The organism is Micromonospora sp. CA-248089, from assembly GCF_050948515.1.
Taxonomy (GTDB): domain Bacteria; phylum Actinomycetota; class Actinomycetes; order Mycobacteriales; family Micromonosporaceae; genus Micromonospora.
Window position 1 is genome coordinate 3,714,109 of sequence record NZ_CP192016.1, and the last position, 17,266, is coordinate 3,731,374.

The 17,266-nt window shown below is 73.5% G+C and carries 16 protein-coding genes and 1 riboswitch; of the genes, 7 read left to right on the plus strand and 9 right to left on the minus strand.

Annotated elements, in window-relative coordinates; translation table 11 throughout:
* The first annotated feature begins 6 nt into the window (after positions 1–6).
* Both ACQP26_RS17695 and ACQP26_RS17700 read left to right on the plus strand, forming a co-directional pair.
* Positions 7–1,341 (plus strand): SWIM zinc finger family protein, encoded by a 1,335-nt coding sequence (locus ACQP26_RS17695; protein ID WP_433493423.1) that lies wholly within the window; start codon positions 7–9, stop codon positions 1,339–1,341.
* The gene (locus ACQP26_RS17700; RefSeq protein ID WP_433493424.1) at positions 1,338–3,863 is read left to right on the plus strand and encodes a hypothetical protein; all 2,526 of its coding nucleotides are present in this window, start codon (positions 1,338–1,340) and stop codon (positions 3,861–3,863) included. Before ACQP26_RS17695 ends, ACQP26_RS17700 begins: the two co-directional genes overlap by 4 nt.
* A 116-nt stretch (positions 3,864–3,979) precedes the next feature.
* On the opposite strand, the gene ACQP26_RS17705 is transcribed toward ACQP26_RS17700, so the two are convergent.
* The 3 genes from ACQP26_RS17705 to ACQP26_RS17715 all read right to left on the minus strand — a co-directional run bounded on the left by ACQP26_RS17705 (position 3,980) and on the right by ACQP26_RS17715 (position 6,444).
* Entirely contained in the window at positions 3,980–4,432 is a 453-nt protein-coding gene (locus tag ACQP26_RS17705) for a DUF4383 domain-containing protein (RefSeq protein WP_269705612.1), read from the minus strand.
* 80 nt (positions 4,433–4,512) lie between these two features.
* Positions 4,513–4,965: a hypothetical protein gene (locus ACQP26_RS17710; protein ID WP_433493425.1), complete on the minus strand. Its 453-nt coding sequence runs from the start codon at positions 4,963–4,965 to the stop codon at positions 4,513–4,515.
* A 108-nt stretch (positions 4,966–5,073) separates the two neighbouring features.
* Entirely contained in the window at positions 5,074–6,444 is a 1,371-nt protein-coding gene (locus ACQP26_RS17715; RefSeq protein ID WP_433493426.1) for a hypothetical protein, read from the minus strand.
* 352 nt (positions 6,445–6,796) lie between these two features.
* Here ACQP26_RS17715 and ACQP26_RS17720 point away from each other — a divergent pair, with 352 nt between their 5' ends.
* From ACQP26_RS17720 to ACQP26_RS17740, 5 genes are all read left to right on the plus strand, one after another.
* Positions 6,797–8,272, plus strand: coding sequence for an NAD(P)/FAD-dependent oxidoreductase (locus ACQP26_RS17720; protein ID WP_433496159.1), 1,476 nt, complete (start codon positions 6,797–6,799; stop codon positions 8,270–8,272).
* A 69-nt stretch (positions 8,273–8,341) separates the two neighbouring features.
* Positions 8,342–8,452, plus strand: a riboswitch (SAM riboswitch).
* A gap of 33 nt (positions 8,453–8,485) precedes the next feature.
* A complete protein-coding gene (locus tag ACQP26_RS17725; RefSeq protein ID WP_262420631.1) occupies positions 8,486–8,611 on the plus strand; it encodes a hypothetical protein in 126 nt (41 codons plus the stop codon).
* 108 nt (positions 8,612–8,719) lie between these two features.
* Complete coding sequence (locus tag ACQP26_RS17730; RefSeq protein ID WP_433493427.1) at positions 8,720–9,574, plus strand: ABC transporter substrate-binding protein; 855 nt, start codon at positions 8,720–8,722, stop codon at positions 9,572–9,574.
* A gap of 38 nt (positions 9,575–9,612) precedes the next feature.
* Positions 9,613–10,389 carry an amino acid ABC transporter permease gene (locus tag ACQP26_RS17735; RefSeq protein WP_433493428.1) on the plus strand — a complete coding sequence of 259 codons (777 nt, stop codon included), beginning with the start codon at positions 9,613–9,615 and terminating at the stop codon, positions 10,387–10,389.
* Complete coding sequence (locus ACQP26_RS17740) at positions 10,386–11,126, plus strand: amino acid ABC transporter ATP-binding protein (RefSeq protein ID WP_194799146.1); 741 nt, start codon at positions 10,386–10,388, stop codon at positions 11,124–11,126. The genes ACQP26_RS17735 and ACQP26_RS17740 overlap by 4 nt, the downstream gene beginning before the upstream one ends.
* 13 nt (positions 11,127–11,139) lie before the next feature.
* Here the strand turns inward: ACQP26_RS17740 and ACQP26_RS17745 are convergent, their stop codons facing one another.
* From ACQP26_RS17745 to ACQP26_RS17770, 6 genes are all read right to left on the minus strand, one after another.
* A complete protein-coding gene (locus ACQP26_RS17745; protein ID WP_433493429.1) occupies positions 11,140–12,060 on the minus strand; it encodes a carbohydrate ABC transporter permease in 921 nt (306 codons plus the stop codon).
* Positions 12,057–13,082, minus strand: a complete 1,026-nt coding sequence (locus ACQP26_RS17750) for an ABC transporter permease (RefSeq protein WP_269705603.1) — start codon at positions 13,080–13,082, stop codon at positions 12,057–12,059. The genes ACQP26_RS17745 and ACQP26_RS17750 overlap by 4 nt, the downstream gene beginning before the upstream one ends.
* Positions 13,079–14,758 (minus strand): extracellular solute-binding protein, encoded by a 1,680-nt coding sequence (locus ACQP26_RS17755; protein ID WP_433493430.1) that lies wholly within the window; start codon positions 14,756–14,758, stop codon positions 13,079–13,081. Before ACQP26_RS17755 ends, ACQP26_RS17750 begins: the two co-directional genes overlap by 4 nt.
* A 104-nt stretch (positions 14,759–14,862) precedes the next feature.
* Positions 14,863–15,552, minus strand: a complete 690-nt coding sequence (locus tag ACQP26_RS17760; protein ID WP_433493431.1) for a RibD family protein — start codon at positions 15,550–15,552, stop codon at positions 14,863–14,865.
* Positions 15,549–16,178, minus strand: coding sequence for a GTP cyclohydrolase II (locus ACQP26_RS17765; protein ID WP_433493432.1), 630 nt, complete (start codon positions 16,176–16,178; stop codon positions 15,549–15,551). The genes ACQP26_RS17760 and ACQP26_RS17765 overlap by 4 nt, the downstream gene beginning before the upstream one ends.
* A 69-nt stretch (positions 16,179–16,247) precedes the next feature.
* A complete protein-coding gene (locus tag ACQP26_RS17770) occupies positions 16,248–17,234 on the minus strand; it encodes a lysylphosphatidylglycerol synthase transmembrane domain-containing protein (protein WP_433493433.1) in 987 nt (328 codons plus the stop codon).
* Positions 17,235–17,266 lie beyond the last annotated feature (32 nt).

The following is a 17,266-nucleotide window of genomic DNA, read 5'->3' on the forward strand; positions in this document are numbered from 1 at the left end:
TGCGCCGTGAACGCCGTCCAGACGTACCGATACCTTCAGCCGTCCGCGCTGCGCGCCGCCGGTCTCGATCTGCAGACCTGCGGCGGCCCGGCGGCCAACCCGCGCTTCTTCGCCGGTTTCCTCACCGCCCCGGCCGCCGCGGCGGCCGGGCTGCTCGCCGTCGCCGAGGTGGCCCGCACCCGGTACCACCAGCCGGTCAACCCGGCCAGCCTGGACCCGGTGGTGACCGGCAGCCGCGGCCGCCTGCGGTTCGAGTCGTTCTCCGGCTGCTGCGGGGTGTACGCGCGGATGGACGTCCTGCCCGCCGGGCTGGACGGGGAGATCAGCGGCCACGGCACCACGAACGTGGACGTGAACCCGCCGCTGCGGGAGGCGCTGGCCCGGGTGGGCGGCATCGAGCCGCTGCACGTGGCGGTCGGCCCGGACGACCTGACGGTCTCCACCATGGACGGCTCGGTGGTCGAGCGAAAGGTGCCGCTGCCCGGCCGCTGGCTGCGCGGCTTCGCCGAGGTGCACGTGCTCACCGCCGGCTTCGAGCCGCGCGCCGAGATCACGGCGGTCGAGGCGGCGGCGTTCCTGCGCCGGCTGCCCGCCGCGAACGACCGGAGCGTGCTGTGGGCGGTGCCCGCCGGGCGTACGCTGCGGCTGACGTCCCGCCCGGTGCCGGGCGCGGTCTGCCTGGCCGGCGCGGGCCGGCTGGCGGCGCTGCGCGGCGTGCTGCGCCACGCCCGCACACTGCGGGTGTACGGCCCAGCGGTGCGCGCCGGTTCGCCCGCCGTGCCGAGCACGTGGGAGCTGGACACCGGGGCGCTGCGGGTGTCGCTGACGCTCTCCCCCGAGCCGTACCGGGGGTTCTCGGGCGAGGGCGCGGCCCTGGCGGCGCTCGCGGGCGACGACGTGGTCGACGACGCGGAGCTGGTCGGCGCGCTGCTCAACTGGGATCCGACGATCGACGTGGCCGCGCTGGCCGACGCCGCGGCGCTGCCCGACGAGCGGGTCCGTGCCGCGCTCGCCCAGTTGGGGACCGCCGGGCGGGTCGGGTACGACGTGGCGGACGGGGCGTACTTCCACCGGGTGATGCCCTACGACGCGGGCCGCGCGGAGCGGGACAACCCGCGGCTGGTCGGCGCGCGAGCGCTGGTCGAGCGCGGCGCGGTCGAGCGGGACGGCGAGGACGCGACGGTACGCACCGACGCCGAGGTCTATCGGGTACGCCGCCACCCGGACGGCGCGTACTCCTGCACGTGCCGCTGGTGGGCCCGGCACCGCGGGCAGCGGGGGCCGTGCCGGCACGCGCTGGCCGTGTCTATGGTCGCGGCGCCGGTGGAGGCGCTGTCGTGAGCGGCTTCGTCGAGGCGGTGGTGAGCGGCAGGATGTCGGAGGTCCGGTCGGCTCTGGCCGGGCTGGACGAGCCGGCCCGGCGGGTGCTCGGCGACGAGTTGGTCGCCGAGGTGCGCCGCCGGCGGGACGCCTGGTGGTGGCAGGGCGAGGCGGCGACGCTGGCGGTGGCCGCGGCCGGGACGCTGAGCACGCCGACGAAGGTGGCCGCGCTGCTCGGCCGCCGCTCGGTCTGGCTGAGCGGTGTCGACGCCGCGCCGGTGGTCGACGTCGCCCGGGAACGCGGCGTGACCTGGCTGGCGGACGTGGCGTACAAGCTGGCCGACCGGCTCCCCCGGGACCGGATGGTCGCGGGCTGGCGGTTCGTCGCCGGTCTCCTGCTGGCCGAGAAGGCGCCGCCGCCGACCGCTGACGACTTCGTGCGGGGCTGGGCCGCCGCGCAGGGCTGGCCGGTCCCGCGCGGGACGCGCCTGCCGACCGTGGACCGGCTCCGCGCGGACCCGTTCCTCGACGCGCTGCTGCCGCGCCTGTTCGAGGTGGACGGTGTGGGCACCGAACTGGCCCGCGGCGACGGCGCGGGCACGGACTCGAATGCGGTGCCCCGGGCGCTGGTGGCGTTGGCGGCGGAGGGCCGGCTCGACCGCGCGGCCCTGCTCAACGGCGTGCTCGGCCGGCTGCTTCGCGGCGACCGGCCGGGCGCACTGCGGCCGTTCCTGGCCCTGCACGATCTGCTCGCGCCGACCCCGGACGAGGTGGCGGTGCGGTCGAACGCCTATCTGCGGCTGCTCACCGACGGTCCCGGGCCGGTGGCCCGCACCGCCCAGCGGGCGCTGCGGGAGGCAGGCGACGCCGCCGAGCCGGAAGCGCTGTGCGAGGCCGCCCGGACGGTCCTGGCCCGGCCGGAGAAGGCGCTGGTCCGGGCGCAGGTGTCCTGGCTCGACCTGCTGGCCCGGCAGCACCCGGACCTGGCCCCGGAGATCGGCGCCGTGCTCGCCGTGGCGGCCGACCACCCGGACGCCGGCCTGCGCGAGCGCGCGCTGATGCTTGCCGCGCGGCACGGTCACCGGCCGGCGGCCGTGGCCACGGTGGTCGAGGCCCGCGACGACCTGCCACCGCTACTGCCGGCCGCGGCCGCGCCGCCGCCGATCGACGACGTGGACGAACTGGTGGAGGAGGTCGCCGCGGCCCTGCGCGGGCAGTGGCCGGCAGCCGTTCTCGAACGGGTCATGGACGGCCTGGTGCGGCTGGGCACCCGCGAGCGCGACCGGGTCGCGGCAGCGCTGGGCCCGGTGCTGCGCCGGGGCCAGGTGACCGAGTACCACGAAACCTGGACCCGGTTCCTCCCGGCGGCGCAGATGAACGGGCTGCTGCTGGCCGCCGCCGGGATCGGTGACGCCACCCGCCGCCGGGACCACTGGGCCTCGGTGCTGGCGACGTCCCGGTCCGCCCAGGCGGCGTCGGGGCGTCCCGCGCCGAGATGGCTCTACCGGTTGCGCCTGGCCGAGGCCGGGCAACGGCTGGACGGTCACGACGATCCCGGGCTGTTGTCCGCGCCCACCTCGGCCACCGGAGCGATCGAACCGGTGGTGCTCTACGAGCGGCTGGCCGCGCTCGGCGACCGGCCGTACTGGCTGTGGGACTGCGGGCAGGCGTTCCTGCGCCTGCCCGCCGTCGTCGACGAGCCGCTGGCGGCACGCGCGGAAGCGCTCGGCACGACCGCCGGGATCGAACTGGCGGCCTGGCTGCGCGGCGAGATCCTGCCGGTGCCGGCGCAGGAGGTGGTGACGGTGGGCCGGCGGGAACGCTCCCGCACGCACGACTGGAGCTACGACTCGCTGCCGGAACGACGCCGGCTGGTCGCGCTCACCCCGTCGGCCGACGTGGACGACCGGTTCGGCCTGATCACCCTGACGCCCCCGGCGATCGGCACCCGCACCTTCGGCACCGACGACCTGTGGCCGGCCGTCCTGCCCGGGCACCGGGGCGTGGTCGCCGCCCATGTCCTCCCCGAGCTGGCGATGGCCGCCCAGGAGGATCTCGGCGGACGAGGGCCGGTCCTGCTGGCGCTCGCCGAGTGCACAGGTGCGGGCGGGCCCGCGCTGGACCTGGCCGTGGCGTACGGGCTGTGCGCCCGGCACGAGGCGGACCGGGTCGCCGCGCTCGACGCGCTGCTGCTCCTGGCCGCTGCCGGTGACCTGGACGCGCCGGCGGTCGGCGGGCATCTGGGCGAAATGGGGGCGCAGGGACAGGTGATCCTCACCCGAGCCGTCACGCCGCTGCGCGACGCGCTGGCGGCGGGTGCCCGGCTGAGCGTGTGGCGGCTGCTCGCCGCGGCGTTGCCGCCGTTGCTGACCGCGCCGACGCCGCCCCGGGGCACGCCGGACCTGCTGGCGGTGGCGGCCGAGGCGGCGACCGCGACGGGCGTCCGGATCGAGGTACCCGGACTGGCCGACGTGGTGGCGCGGGGCGGGGGCAGCCGACTCGTCGCCGAGGCCCGGCGGCTCGCCGGTGCCCTGGCCGCCTGAACCGGCGCCTCGTAACCCCGGGCAGGCAACGGGCCGGCACGCGGACGCGCGCCGGCCCGGCCGTCAGGCGCGGCACCCCAGCCCGGCCGTCAGGCGCGGTCCGCCGGACGGACCAGTCAGGCGCGGCGCGCCGGGCGGCGGGTGAGCGCCACCCCGAGGGCGATCATGCCGACGCCCAGGAACAGGTGCAGCCAGTTGTCGGCGCCGTTGAGCGGTACGAAGTTGGCGCCGCTGTCGTGGTCGATCACCAGGCCGTAGAGCCAGAGCACCAGGTAGATGGCACCGCCGCCGATCAGGTACGCGCGGGCGCCGGAGACCGTCCGGGACAGCGCCAGCCCGGCCACGCCGAAGAGCAGGTGCACGATGTTGTGCAGGACCGACACCTGGAAAAGGCCCAGCAGCTTCGCCCGGGACTCGTGCCCGGCGAACATCATCGTGTCGTAGTTCGTGGTGATGCCGGGGATGAACCCCAGCACACCCACCACCAGGAAGACGATGCCGACCACCAGGGCGGCCCGGCGTACCGGGGACGCGTGCGCCGTGCGGGAGACCCGGGATGAACCGGCCATGACTGACACCTCCGTTGGCGAAAGTCTTCCGCGTCGACGGCGGCCGGCGAGCGGAATCCGTCCGGATCCCCGGATCGAGATCAGCGGTTCAGCCGGGCGGGCAGGTATCCGCGCAGCGCCTCGAACTGCGCCACGGTCAGGTAGGACGGATTCGCCGCCTGCGGCTGCCGGAGCACCTCCGCGCCGGCCAGCCGCGGGTCGGCGCGCAGCACCTCGCGGCGTACCCGCAGCGGCTCGTCCAGGATCGTCAGGTCCAGCGGCGCGGTCCACGCCTCCCCCGGTGCCCCGGGCTCGGGAGCAGCGGCGATCCGGCCGACGCCCCAGACGCCGTACGGCGCCCGGCCCCGGCTGCCGCTGGCCCAGAACACGACCGGCTGGCCGGCGCGCATCAGCCGCACCCGGTAACCCGGGCGGACGCACCAGCCGGTGACGCGCGGGTCGGCGGAGAAGCGGGCCGTCAGGTCCACCGCGTCCGCGTTCCCCTTGATCAACCACGCACCGAGGTCGTCGACTGTCACCCGCCGGTCGGTCATCCGCCCATTCTGCGGCCCGCCCGGCCGTCCCGCCGGACGGCCGCAACGGCACGACGGCCGCAGCGGCAGCGGCAGCGGCAGCGGCAGCGGCAGCGGCAGCGGCAGCGGTCAGATGATCAGGTGGGTCCAGTAGGTGAGCCACACCGCGAACAACGCGCCCTGCAGCAGCGCCAGCGCGGCGGTGAGCCAGCCGTCGAGGCCGGGCCGCCGCGCCCACCGGGCCAGCACGAACGCCACCGGGAAGGCGGCGAGCAGGTAGCGCAGGAGGCTCTTGTACACCGGCGGCCCCATCGACAGCGGCACCAGCACCACGACGATCGTGTAGACCAGGTACGGCCAGTCGGCCCGCCGGCGCAGCCCGACGACCGCCACCGCCAGCATCGCCACCGCGATCCAGACCCGCAGGGCGTTGACCGAGTTGCCGCCGAACAGCGCAGACGCGACCGTCGCGAGCGGGTTCTGCAGCCGGATCCCCCAGCCGGTCTCCTGCGTGTGCTGGTAGGCGAACCAGTCCCCGCTCTGCCAGCGGCAGAACGCCATGAACGTCAGCCAGCCCGCCGGGACCAGCACCAACGGCCAGCCCTTCCGCAGCAGGCGCGGCCACCGGCGGGGTCCCGCCCGCCAGCCGTGCTCGCGCAGCAGCACCAGCGCCAGCGGCACCACCACGAGGAAGCCGACTGAGCGACTCATCGCCAGGAAGTAGCCGACCACTCCGACGAGCAGCCAGCGGCCGCGCTCGGCGTACCAGAAGGCGGCGAGCGCGAGGCAGACGAACAGCGACTCGGTGAGCGCCGCCTGGAAGAGGAACGCCGTCGGCAGGAGCAGCAGGTACCGGACCGCCCGCCGGCCGTCGTCCGGTCCCGCGCCGCCGAACAGCCGGCCCCCCAGCCGGTACGCGTAGTAGAGCTGCAACACCAGCGCCACGTTGCTCACGAGCAGCAGCGCCCATGCGGTGTGCCCGCCGAGCAGCGGCGCGAGCGGCCGGGCCAGGAACGGGTAGAGCAGCGGGAAGCCGAAGTCCGGCCACGGCCGGTCCAGCGGCAGCCGGGCCAGGTGCTCATAGAGGAACGAGTCCCAGGCGAACCAGAGCGAGAACCAGCGGTGCGACGAGATCGCGTCCTGCTGGGCCCGCATCCCGGTCTCGTCGGGCGGCGGCGCCCCCGGCACGCCGTCCCACGCGGCGAGCACCAGTACGCCGAGCAGGCTGAGCACGAGCTTCGAGCCGGCGAAGACGGCGAGCACGAATCCCCACGGCTCGGGCAGTCGCCGGACGACCGGAGCCCTGCGCGACCACCATCGGGTACGCCCGGACCGCGCCCCGCCGGAAGGTCCGGCCGCGCGGTCGCGTTCCGCCGCGAGGTCGGGCTCGACCACGCGGTTGGGTTCGGCCGCGCGGTTGGGTTCGGCCGCGCGGTTGGGTTCGGCCGCGCGGTTGGGTTCGGCCGCGCCGCCGGGTTCGACCCGCCGCTCCTCCACCATCGCGCTCCCACCGGTCGGCCCCTGGCCGACGTGCCCGGCCGGAAAACCCGGCCCGCATTCCCCGTCCGGCCCCGCCCACACCCGTCTGGCTCCGCCCCGGCCCCGGCCCCGCCCTGTCGATCATGAACTTGGCGGTGACGAATCGGACACCGAACGCCGTCAACTTCATGATCGACGGGGCGAGCCGGGCCGGGCGAGGGCGGGGTGGGCGGGCGAGGGCGGGGTGGGCGGGCGAGGGCGAGCCCAGGGCGGGCCGGGTGGTGGATCGGTGTGGGCGGGCAGGTGAGGTTGTCGGCTGGGCGGGTAAGCGCGGCGCCGCATCGTGAGGCTGATGGCGGGGGGCGCGGACGGCATGGGTGACGGCGACGGGACCGTGATCATCGGGGCGGGGCCGGCCGGGCTGACCGCCGCGTACGAGCTGCTGCGGCACGGCGAGCCGGTCCGGGTGTACGAGGCCGACGACGTGGTGGGCGGGATCAGCCGGACGGTGGAGCGCGACGGCTGGCGCTTCGACATCGGGGGGCACCGCTTCTTCACGAAGGTGGCCCGGGTCGAGGACTTCTGGCACGAGATCCTGCCGGACGAGGACTTCCTGCTCCGGCCGCGGATGAGCCGGATCTACTACCGGGGCGCGCTGTTCGACTACCCGCTGAGCGCCGGCAACGCGCTGCGCAACCTCGGGGTGCTGGAGGCGGTGCGCTGTCTGGGCTCGTACGGCCGGGCCCGGTTGCGCCCGCCGAAGGACCAGTCGCACTTCGAGGGGTGGGTGTCGGCGCGGTTCGGCTGGCGGCTCTACTCGATCTTCTTCAAGACGTACACGGAGAAGGTCTGGGGCATGCCAGCGGACCGGTTGCAGGCCGGCTGGGCCGCCCAGCGGATCAAGAACCTGTCGCTGGCGACGGCGATGCGGAATGCGTTGCTGCCCCGGCGCAACCGTACGGACGTGACCAGCCTGATCGAGGAGTTCCAGTACCCGAAGCACGGCCCGGGGATGATGTGGGAGCGCTGCGCCGAGGAGGTCGCCAAGCGGGGCGGCACGGTACGCACCGGCACGTGGGTGACCGAGGTGCACCGGGATCCGGCCGCGCGGCGGGCCACCGCCGTGACGGTGGCCGACGCGGGCGGGGAGTGGACCGAGCGGGCCGCGCACGTGATCTCCTCGATGCCGATCTCCGCGCTGGTGCGGGCCATGCGCCCGGAGGCGCCGCCGGAGGTGCGGGCCGCCGCCGACGACCTGCGGTACCGGGACTTCCTGACCGTGGCGCTCGTGGTGCCGGAGGAGTTCTCGTTCCCGGACAACTGGATCTACGTGCACGACCCGGCAGCCCGGGTGGGCCGGATCCAGAACTTCGGCTCGTGGTCGCCGTACCTGGTGAAGGACGGGCGGACCTGCCTGGGGCTGGAGTACTTCGTGTTCGAGGGCGACGAGATGTGGCGGACGCCGGACGCCGAGCTGATCGCGTTCGCCACCGCCGAGCTGGAGCGGCTGGGCCTGGTCAAGCCCGGGTGCGTGGAGGCGGGCTACGTGGTCCGGATGCCGAAGGCGTACCCGGTCTACGACGAGCGGTACCAGCACAACGTCGACGTGATCCGGGACTGGCTGGCCGCGAACGTGCCGAACGTGCACCCGGTCGGGCGCAACGGCATGCACCGGTACAACAACGCCGACCACTCGATGCTCACCGCGATGCTGACCGCGGAGAACATCGCGCACGGCGCGGAGCACGACGTCTGGACCGTCAACGTCGAACAGGACTACCACGAGCAGCACAGCCCGTCACGGCACGGCACCGGCCGCGACGCGCCGGTCGTCCCGGCCCGTCGGTAAGGCGCCGCGCGTGAGGGTGGTCATAACCGCTGGACGACCGCCACGGCGGTGCTGCTAGCCTTCTGGGCAGGTCATGAGCGCCAGCGCGAAGCCCCGGCTCGCTGGCCGGCAACCCTCCTCCGCGGTGGGGTGCCCCGGGTGAAGACCAGGCACCGGCAGCCGCCGGTGCAAGCGTGGCCTGGCACCCAGGTCAGCAACAGACCAGGGAGACCGATGTCCGCACCACCCTCCACCCCCTCCGGCGACGTCGCCGCGTACCCGGCCCGCTTCGCGCTGGTCAAGCGCCGCCACGTCGACCTGATGCGGGTGTGCAGCGACGCCTGTCGCCTCGTGCGCTGAGCGAACGCCCCCTCCTTTTTCCGATCCACCTTCTCCGGCCCGGCCGTCTGCCCGGCGGGCCGGCGCCGACGCGCACCTCCGCGCGTCCATCCACTCTGGAGAGACATCGTGCGTTTCCGTACCGTCCTGACCCGTGCCGCCGCCGTCGGCGCGGCCGCCCTGCTCGCCGTCACCGCGCTCACCGCCTGCGGCAGCGACGAGACCGACGCGGCCGACAATCCGTACGGCCTGCTCCAGCCCGGCGTGATCCGCGCCGGCACGCTCACCGACGCCCCGCCGAACGTGTTCCTCAAGGACGGCAAGTTCACCGGCTTCGACAACGAGCTGCTGCGCGCGGTGGCCGGCAAGATCGGCCTGAAGGTGGAGTTCGTCGGCACCGACTTCTCCGGCCTGCTCGCCCAGGTCAACAGCGGCAAGTTCGACGTGGGCAGCTCCTCGATCACGATCACCGAGGCGCGGAAGAAGACTGTCGACTTCGGCAACGGCTACGACTTCGGCTACTTCGGCCTGGACGTGCCCGCCGGCTCCACGCTCACCGGTTTCGACCAGCTCGCCGGCAAGCGGGTGGTGGTCGTCCAGGGCACCGTGCAGGACGACTACGCCACCAAGCAGAACCTCGACCCGGTGCGGGTGCCGGACTACAACAGCGCGATCAACCAGCTCAAGGCCGGCACCGCCGACGCCTGGATCGCCCCGGCCGAGATCGGCGACAAGTCCGCCGCCGACAGCAACGGCAAGATCAAGGTCGCGGCGAAGCAGCTCAGCCCCACCCCGACCGCGTACGCGGTGGCGAAGGGCGACGACAAGCTGCGCGAGGCGCTGAACAAGGGCCTCGACGAGGTGATCGCCGACGGCACCTGGAGCCGTCTGCAGGCCGAGTACTACCCGGGGCGGCCGATCCCGGCCGACTTCAAGCCGGGCAGCGGCTCGGTGGCCGTGCCGTCGCCGTCGGCGGCTTCCTGAACCGGTAACCGAGCACGAGCGGGGCGGACGGAGCGGACATGGATCCACTGAGCACGCTGTGGGAGACATTCTGCGACTGGGACTCGATGCGCGAGGCGCTGCCCGAGATGCTCACCGTCGGGCTGCCCAACACGCTCACCCTGGCGGTCTCCGCCGCCCTGCTCGGCTCGGTGCTGGGCATGCTGCTGGCCGTCGCCGGCATCTCGCGTACCCGATGGTTGCGGTGGCCGGCGCGGGTCTACACCGACGTGTTCCGCGGCCTGCCGGCCGCGGCGACCATCCTCCTGATCGGCGTGGGCCTGGCACCGCTCGGCATGCAGGTGTGGGGCCCGAACCCGTACCCGCTGGGCGTGCTGGCGCTGTCGCTGATCGCCGCCGCCTACCTCGGTGAGATCTTCCGGGCCGGCATCCTGAGCGTGGAGGCCGCCCAGCTGGAGGGTGCGCGGGCGCTCGGCTTCTCCTGGGGCGAGGCGATGCGCCTGGTGATCATCCCGCAGGGCGTTCGCCGGGTGCTGCCCGCCTGGGTCAACCAGCTCATCGCGCTGATCAAGGACTCCAGCCTGGTCTACTTCCTCGGCCTGCTGGCCAGCCAGCGGGAGCTGTTCCGGATCGGGCAGGACTACGCGGCCAACACCGGTAACCAGTCCGCGCTGCTGCTGGCCGGGTTGTTCTACCTGGTGCTGACCGTGCCGCTGACCCACGCGGTGAACTGGCTGGACCGGCGCCTGCGGCAGGGCCGCCCGGCCGCGCCGCCCGAGCCGGAGCCGGATGCCGAGCCGATCGACCTCACGCCGTCCGGAAAGGACCCGCGATGACCACCACCACGACCTCGGTCAGCCTGGCCGTCCGCGACGTGCACCTGGCCTTCGGCGCGCACCGGGTGCTGCGCGGCGCGGACCTGGACGTGGCCCGGGGCCGGGCGGCCTGCGTCATCGGCCCGTCCGGCTCCGGCAAGTCGACGCTGCTGCGCACCATCAACCGGCTGATCGAGCCGGACCGGGGCGACGTGCTGCTGGACGGGCGCAGCGTGCTGCGCGACGACCCGGACGCCCTGCGTCAGCGCATCGGCATGGTGTTCCAGCAGTTCAACCTGTTCCCGCACCTGAGCGTGCTGCGCAACATCACGCTGGCGCTGCGCAAGCTCAAGAAGCTGAGCGAGGACGAGGCGGTGGCGCTGGCCCGCGCCCAGCTCGACCTGGTGGGCCTGGCCGGCAAGGCGGACGCGCGGCCGGCGCAGCTCTCCGGCGGCCAGCAGCAGCGCGTCGCCATCGCGCGGGCGCTCGCGCTGCGCCCGCAGGTGATGCTGTTCGACGAGGCGACCAGCGCGCTGGACCCGGAGCTGGTCAAGGGGGTGCTGGCGGTGATGGCGGACCTGGCCGCCGCCGGGATGACGATGGTCGTGGTGACCCACGAGATGGGGTTCGCGCGCAGCGTCGCCGACACGGTGGCGTTCATGGACGCGGGCGTGGTGCTGGAGTCCGGGCCACCGGAGGCGGTGTTCGAGGCACCCGAGCATCCTCGGCTGCGGCGCTTCCTGTCCCAGGTGCTCTGACAGACCCGCGGTCTCAGCCCTTCACCGCGCCGATCAGCACGCCCTTGACGAAGTGCCGCTGGATGAACGGATAGACAGCGACGATCGGCGCGACGGTCAGCACCACCACCGCCATCTTGACCGCCTCGGTCGGCGGCATGGTCACCCCGCTGCTGCCGCCGGAGGTGTGCGGGGCCTGCCCGGCCAGCAGGTAGCTCTGCAGCACCCGCTGGATCGGGTACATGTCGTTGCGGTCGATGAACAGCAGCGCGTCGAACCAGACGTTCCAGTAGCTGACCGCGTAGAACAGGCCGACCACCGCGATCACCGCGCGGGACAGCGGCAGCACGATGCGCGCGAGCGTACGGAAGTCGCTCGCGCCGTCGATGCGGGCGCTGTCCAGCAGCTCCGACGGGATGCCCTGGAAGAACCCGCGCACCACGACCAGGTTGAACACGCTGATCGCCGGCGGCAGGACCAGCGCCCAGATGGTGTCCTTCAGCCCCAGCCCGGTGACCACCAGGTAGCGCGGCACGAGCGGCGGGTAGACCAGGAACGGGATCAGGAAGTACGCCAGCAGCCAGCGGTGTCCCAGCGAGCCGGGGCGGGACAGCCCGTACGCGGCGAGCACGGTGACCGTCAGCGCGATGGCGGTGCCGAAGACGGTGACCAGCGTGCTGATCCACAGCGCCCGGGTGACAGCGCCACCGGCGAAGATCGTCTCGTAGGCGGACGTGTCGATGCCCCGGGGCACGACCACCAGCCCGCCGGCCCGGGCGATGGTCTCCCGGGAGGAGAGGCTGGTCACCAGGATCACCCAGAGCGGGAACAGCACGCCCGCGACCAGCACGGTGAGCATCACGGCCTTGAGCCCCTGCCCGAGCGGGGTGGGCGGTTCCTGCCACACCGGCCGGCGGGATCGGTCGCCGGCGGCCCGGCGGATGAGCGTGGTCATGACTTCGAGTAGATCCCTCGTTCGCCGAGCATGTGCGCCACCCGGTTGGCGGCCAGGATGAGAACCAGCCCGATGACGGCCTTGAACAGTCCGGCCGCCGCGCCGTAGCCGTAGTTCCCGGTGGCGATGGAGAAGTGGTAGACGAAGGTGTCGAGCACCTCGGCGGCCTGCCGGCCGACGGCGTCGCGTTGCAGCAGGAACTGCTCGAAGCCGACCGAGAGCGCGTCGCCCAGCCGCAGGATGAGCAGCAGCACGATCACCGGGCGCAGGCCGGGCAGCGTGATGTGCCACAGTCGCCGCCATCGGCCGGCGCCGTCGGCGGCGGCGGCCTCGTAGAGGTTCTGGTCGATGGTGGACAGCGCGGCCAGGAAGACGATGGTGCCCCAGCCGACGTCCTTCCACACCGCCTCGACGGTGACCAGGACGATGAACGTGTCCGGGTTGGTCATCACGTTCCACGGCTGCATCCCGGCCTCGCGCATGCTCTGGGCGAGCAGCCCGGCGCCGCCGAGCATCGCGACGAAGAACGTCACCACCAGCACCCAGCTGAAGAAGTGCGGCAGGTAGACGATCGTCTGGATCAGTCCGCGCAGCCGGCTGGACAGCAGGTTGTGCAGCGCGATGGCCAGCAGGATCGGCAGCGGGAAGAAGAACACGAGCTGGAACGCGGTGATCGCCAGCGTGTTGCGGAACGCGTCCCAGAACGCCGGGTCGGAGAACAGCAGCTGGAACTGCCCGAAGCCGATCCAGTCGCTGTGCAGGAACGCCTGCCAGGGGTTGTCGCCGAGGTAGGGGTTGTAGTCCTGGAACGCGATCACGTTGCCGGCGATCGGCAGGTAGCTGAAGATCAGCAGGATTCCGAAGCCGGGCGCCACCATGGCGAGCAGTTGCCAGTCCCGGCACAGCCGGGTGCGCAGCGGCACCCGGCGGCGGGACGGGCGACGGCGGGGCGGGCGGCCCGGTGGGGCCGGCGCGTCCGGCCGGGCCTGTTCGGGCCCGGCCAGGACGGCCGGCTCGCTCATCGGCCCGCCTTGGGCAGCGCGTCGGCGAGCAGCTTCCGGGCCTCCTCGCCGCCGGCGGCCTTCCACTCCTTGACGATGGCGTCCACGTCGCTCAGCGGTCGGCGGCCGCGCAGCACGTCGGTGAACTTGTCCTCGGTGGGCACCTGGTTGGCCTTGTAGGCGGCGGGCATCTCCAGCTTCACCCCGGCCCACGGGTTGGGCTCCATGTGCTTGACCATCTCGTTGGAGTACGCGAGCACGTCCGGCACGAAGCGCGGGGTGTCGGGGAACGGCCCGATGGTGGGGTTGCGGCCGCTGATGAAGAAGTACTGGTTGGCGATCTCCTTGAACGCCAGGTCGGTCTTGACCGGCCCGTTCGGCGACGGGGTGTGGTGCTTGCCCGCGACGCCGAAGTCCCGCAGCTGCGCCTCCTGGCTGCCCAGCGGCGCGGAGCACCAGTTGATGATCCGCAGCAGCTCCTGGACCCGGTCCTTGCCGAGGCCCTTCTTGACGAACGTGTAGGAGATCGGCTCGTCGTCGCCCCAGACCAGCGGGTCGCCGCCGGTGGCGGAGAAGACCGGCACCGGCTGGATGTTCAGCTTGGGGTTGGTCTTCTGGTGCTCGGCCTGGGCGCCCTGCCAGAAACCGACGCCGTCCTGGAGGAACACGATCGCGCCGTTCTTGGCGAACAGCTGCTTGGCGTCCGCGCCCTTGCTGGCCACGATGTCCGGGTGGACCAGGCCGTCCGCGTAGATCTTGGCCATGACCTCAAGCGCGCGGCGGAACTCCGGGGTCTCGTACTTGAACTCGGGCGTGCCGTCGGACGTGACCCGCCATCCGCCCTTGTGGCCCGGCACCTTGTGGAACATCTGGATCATGGCGAACACGTCGTTGAACGCCCACACCTTGCGCGCCGGGTCGGTGACCTGCTTGGCCGCGGCGAGCAGGTCGTCCAGGTTCGCCGGCACGCCCAGGCCGCGGGCGTCGAGCACGTCCTTGCGGGTGAACAGCGCCCACGGGAACGGCCCGTCCGTGGGGTTGGGCACGGACATGATCCGCTCGTTCCACACCGCCCGCCGCCAGGCCCCGGTGGGGAAGCTCGCCAGCATCGGGTACGCGGCGGCGGCGTCGCCCTTCAGGTGATCGGTCAGGTCCTCGAAGAGCACCTTGATCGCCTCGGCGAAGCGCGGGATCTTCTCCACCTCCCACCCCGGTACGCACAGCAGGTCCGGCACGTCGCGCGCGCCGAGCATCGCGTTGAGCTTGTCGGCGTACGTGTTGCCGTCCTGGATGGTGAAGTTGACCGGCGTGCCCAGCTCGGCGTTCACGGCCTGGAGGTAGGCGCTCTGCGCGACGCCGGGCGGTGCCGGGCCCCAGGCGGGGGTCATGGCGGTGACCTGCTTGCCGCTGGTGCCGGGCTTGTCGGTGACGGCGTCGATCAGATTCGCCGGGTAGCGGGTGTAGCCGTCGGGCACCGGGCGCGTACCGGTGATGTCGGGCGTGATGCCGCCGGGCAGGTCCTTGCGGGTGGGCAGCAGGCCGGAGACGGCGTCGAGGTTCTGGGCGGCGCCGGAGCCGGCCGGTTTCTCCGAACAGCCGGCGAGCAGCGGGCCGGTGGTGGTGGCGGCCACGCCGAGGCCGACCAGGCCGAGGAAGCGGCGGCGCGAGGAGCCCGGGTCGGGGTGGTGCGCGGTCATCGGTCCCCCTTCGGGAAGGGAAGCGCAGTGGATTAGTTCGTATGGATGGTCAACAAACTAATCACGACCGTGAGCTTGCACAAGAGCGGACCGGGCGGGACGGGTCAGGCCGGGCAGCGGTCGGACAGCGCGTAGCGGGTGAGGACCACGTCGCCGATCTGGCGTACCTCGACCACCCGGGCCCGACGGCCCGGGTGCCACGGGAAGCGGCCGTCCCCGACGAAGCGCGGCGCCCGCCCGTCCCCCACGAAGAACGGCGCGACCACCAGGTGCAACTCGTCGGCCAGGCCGGCCGTGAGGAACTGGCGGTGCATCGAGCCGCCGCCCTCCACCATCAGGCGCGTCACCCCGCGCCCGGCCAGGTCGGCCACCACCGCCTCCGGGGTGGCCGGATCCCCCGCGTCGACCACAGTCGACACGGCGCCGACCTGCTCACGGGCCTTGTCCACCACCCCGCTCGGGCAGTACACCAGCTTGAGCCCGTCACCCATGGTGAAGAACCGGGCCTCCGGATCGAGGTCGCCGCTGCCGGTGACGGTCACCTTCAGCGGCGACGGGGGCAGGCCGCGCGCCACCCGCTCGGCGCGGCGGCGCTCGCTGCGCACCAGCAGGCGGGGGTCGTCGCGGCGCACTGTGGCCGCGCCCACCATGATCGCGTCACACCCGGCCCGGATCGCGTCCACCCGGTCCAGGTCGTCGTCGTTCGACAACAGCAGCCGCTCGGTGGTCGCGTCGTCGATGTAGCCGTCGATCGACATCGCGCAGCTGAGCAGCACGTACGGACGGGTGGTCACGGCACGAACGGCAGGTCGAGGGCGTGGTCGGCGCGGGTCACCTTGGCCGCCAGGTAACCGGCGTTCGCCGGCGACAGGTGCACGCCGGTGGACACCCGGTCGGCCACCGTCACGCCCAGCCGCTCGAGCTGGGCCGCCTTGTCCGGGTTGTTGCTGAGCAGGGCCACCCGGTCCACGCCCAGCGCGCCGAGCATCTGCGCGGCCACCGTGTAGTCGCGCTCGTCCGCGCCGCGCCCGAGCGCCAGGTTCGCCTCGTACGTGTCCAGGCCGCCGTCCTGCAGGGCGTACGCGTCGAGCTTGGCGTACAGGCCGATGCCACGCCCCTCCTGCCGCAGGTAGAGCAGGTAGCCACCCGACTCGGCGATCCGCTCGACCGCCTCGCGCAACTGCGGCCCGCAGTCGCAGCGCTGACTGCCGAACACGTCCCCGGTGAGGCACTCGCTGTGCGGACGGACCAGCGGCGGGTCGGCGTCGGCGTGCTCACCGAGCCCGAACGCCAGGTGCTCGCGACCGTCGACGAGACCGTGGAAGGTGTGCACGCGGGCCGTGGTCACGTACCCGTCGGGGAACCGCAGCGGAACCGTGACGCGGGTCCGGACCGTCGCGGTGGGCAGGGTTTCGTCCATGGTTCTCCTGTCGTCCGGTCGCCGGGCGGGCCCGGCGACGCACACCTCGCTCCCCCACCGTAGGCGGGATCACCGACAGTTGCCGGGCTCGCGCCGGGGCAGCCGCCGTGCGAGCAGCACCGCGGCGCCGGGCAGGCTGGCCACCAGCACCAGCGCGCCGTACACAGTGCCGGTCGCCACACCCTGCGCGGCGGTCAGCCCGGCCGAGGCGAACGCCCAGGCGGCCACCCCCTCGCGCGGACCGAACCCGCCCACGTTCAGCGGCACCGCCATGGCCAGCAGCGCGAGCAGCGTCAGCGGCAGCAGGTGCGACAACGGGGCGTCCGCGCCGGCCGTGCGGGCGGCCACCACGAACGTGGCCAGGTGACCGGCGAACACCACTGTCGAGGCGATCACGACTCCGGCCCAGGTCCGGCGGCCCAGCACCCCGGAGCGCACGTCGGTCAGCGCGGTGCGGGCCGCCCGGGCGAAACGGGACGCCCCGGAGCGGGGCACCGCGCGGGCGGCCAGCACCAGCACCAGCGCGATCATGGCTAGTCCGGCCGCCAGCGCCGGCAGGTACCGGCGCACCGGCGACGGGAACGCGGCCAGCAGCGCCACCGCGATGACCACCTGCACCACCTGCCCGGCGGTGCGCTCCCACACCACCGCCCGGACGCCGCGGGCGACGTCCCCGGCGTCGCGGCCGTGCCGTACCGCCCGGTGCACGTCGCCGAGCACGCCGCCGGGGAGCGTCGAATTGAGGAAGACCGCCCGGTAGCAGTGCGCCACCGCGGCGCGCATCGGCAGCCGTACGCCCAGACCGCCGGCGACGAGCGACCAGCGCCAGGCGCAGCAGACGGTGGTGATGACGCCGATGCCGAGCGCGGCGGCCAGCGCCGGCGCGTCGATCAGCCGCAGCCCGGCCAGGAACGGGCCGGTGCCCACCGAGGCGACGAGCACGGCGAGCACCGCGAGCCCGAGCAGCGGTCGTACCCAGGCACGGCCCGTCCAGGCGCGGCGCGGCGGCGCGGGCGTGACTGCGGGTACGGGTCCGGCTACGGCGACGTGTGACAAACGGTCCTCCCTGGCTCTCACCGGTTGTCACG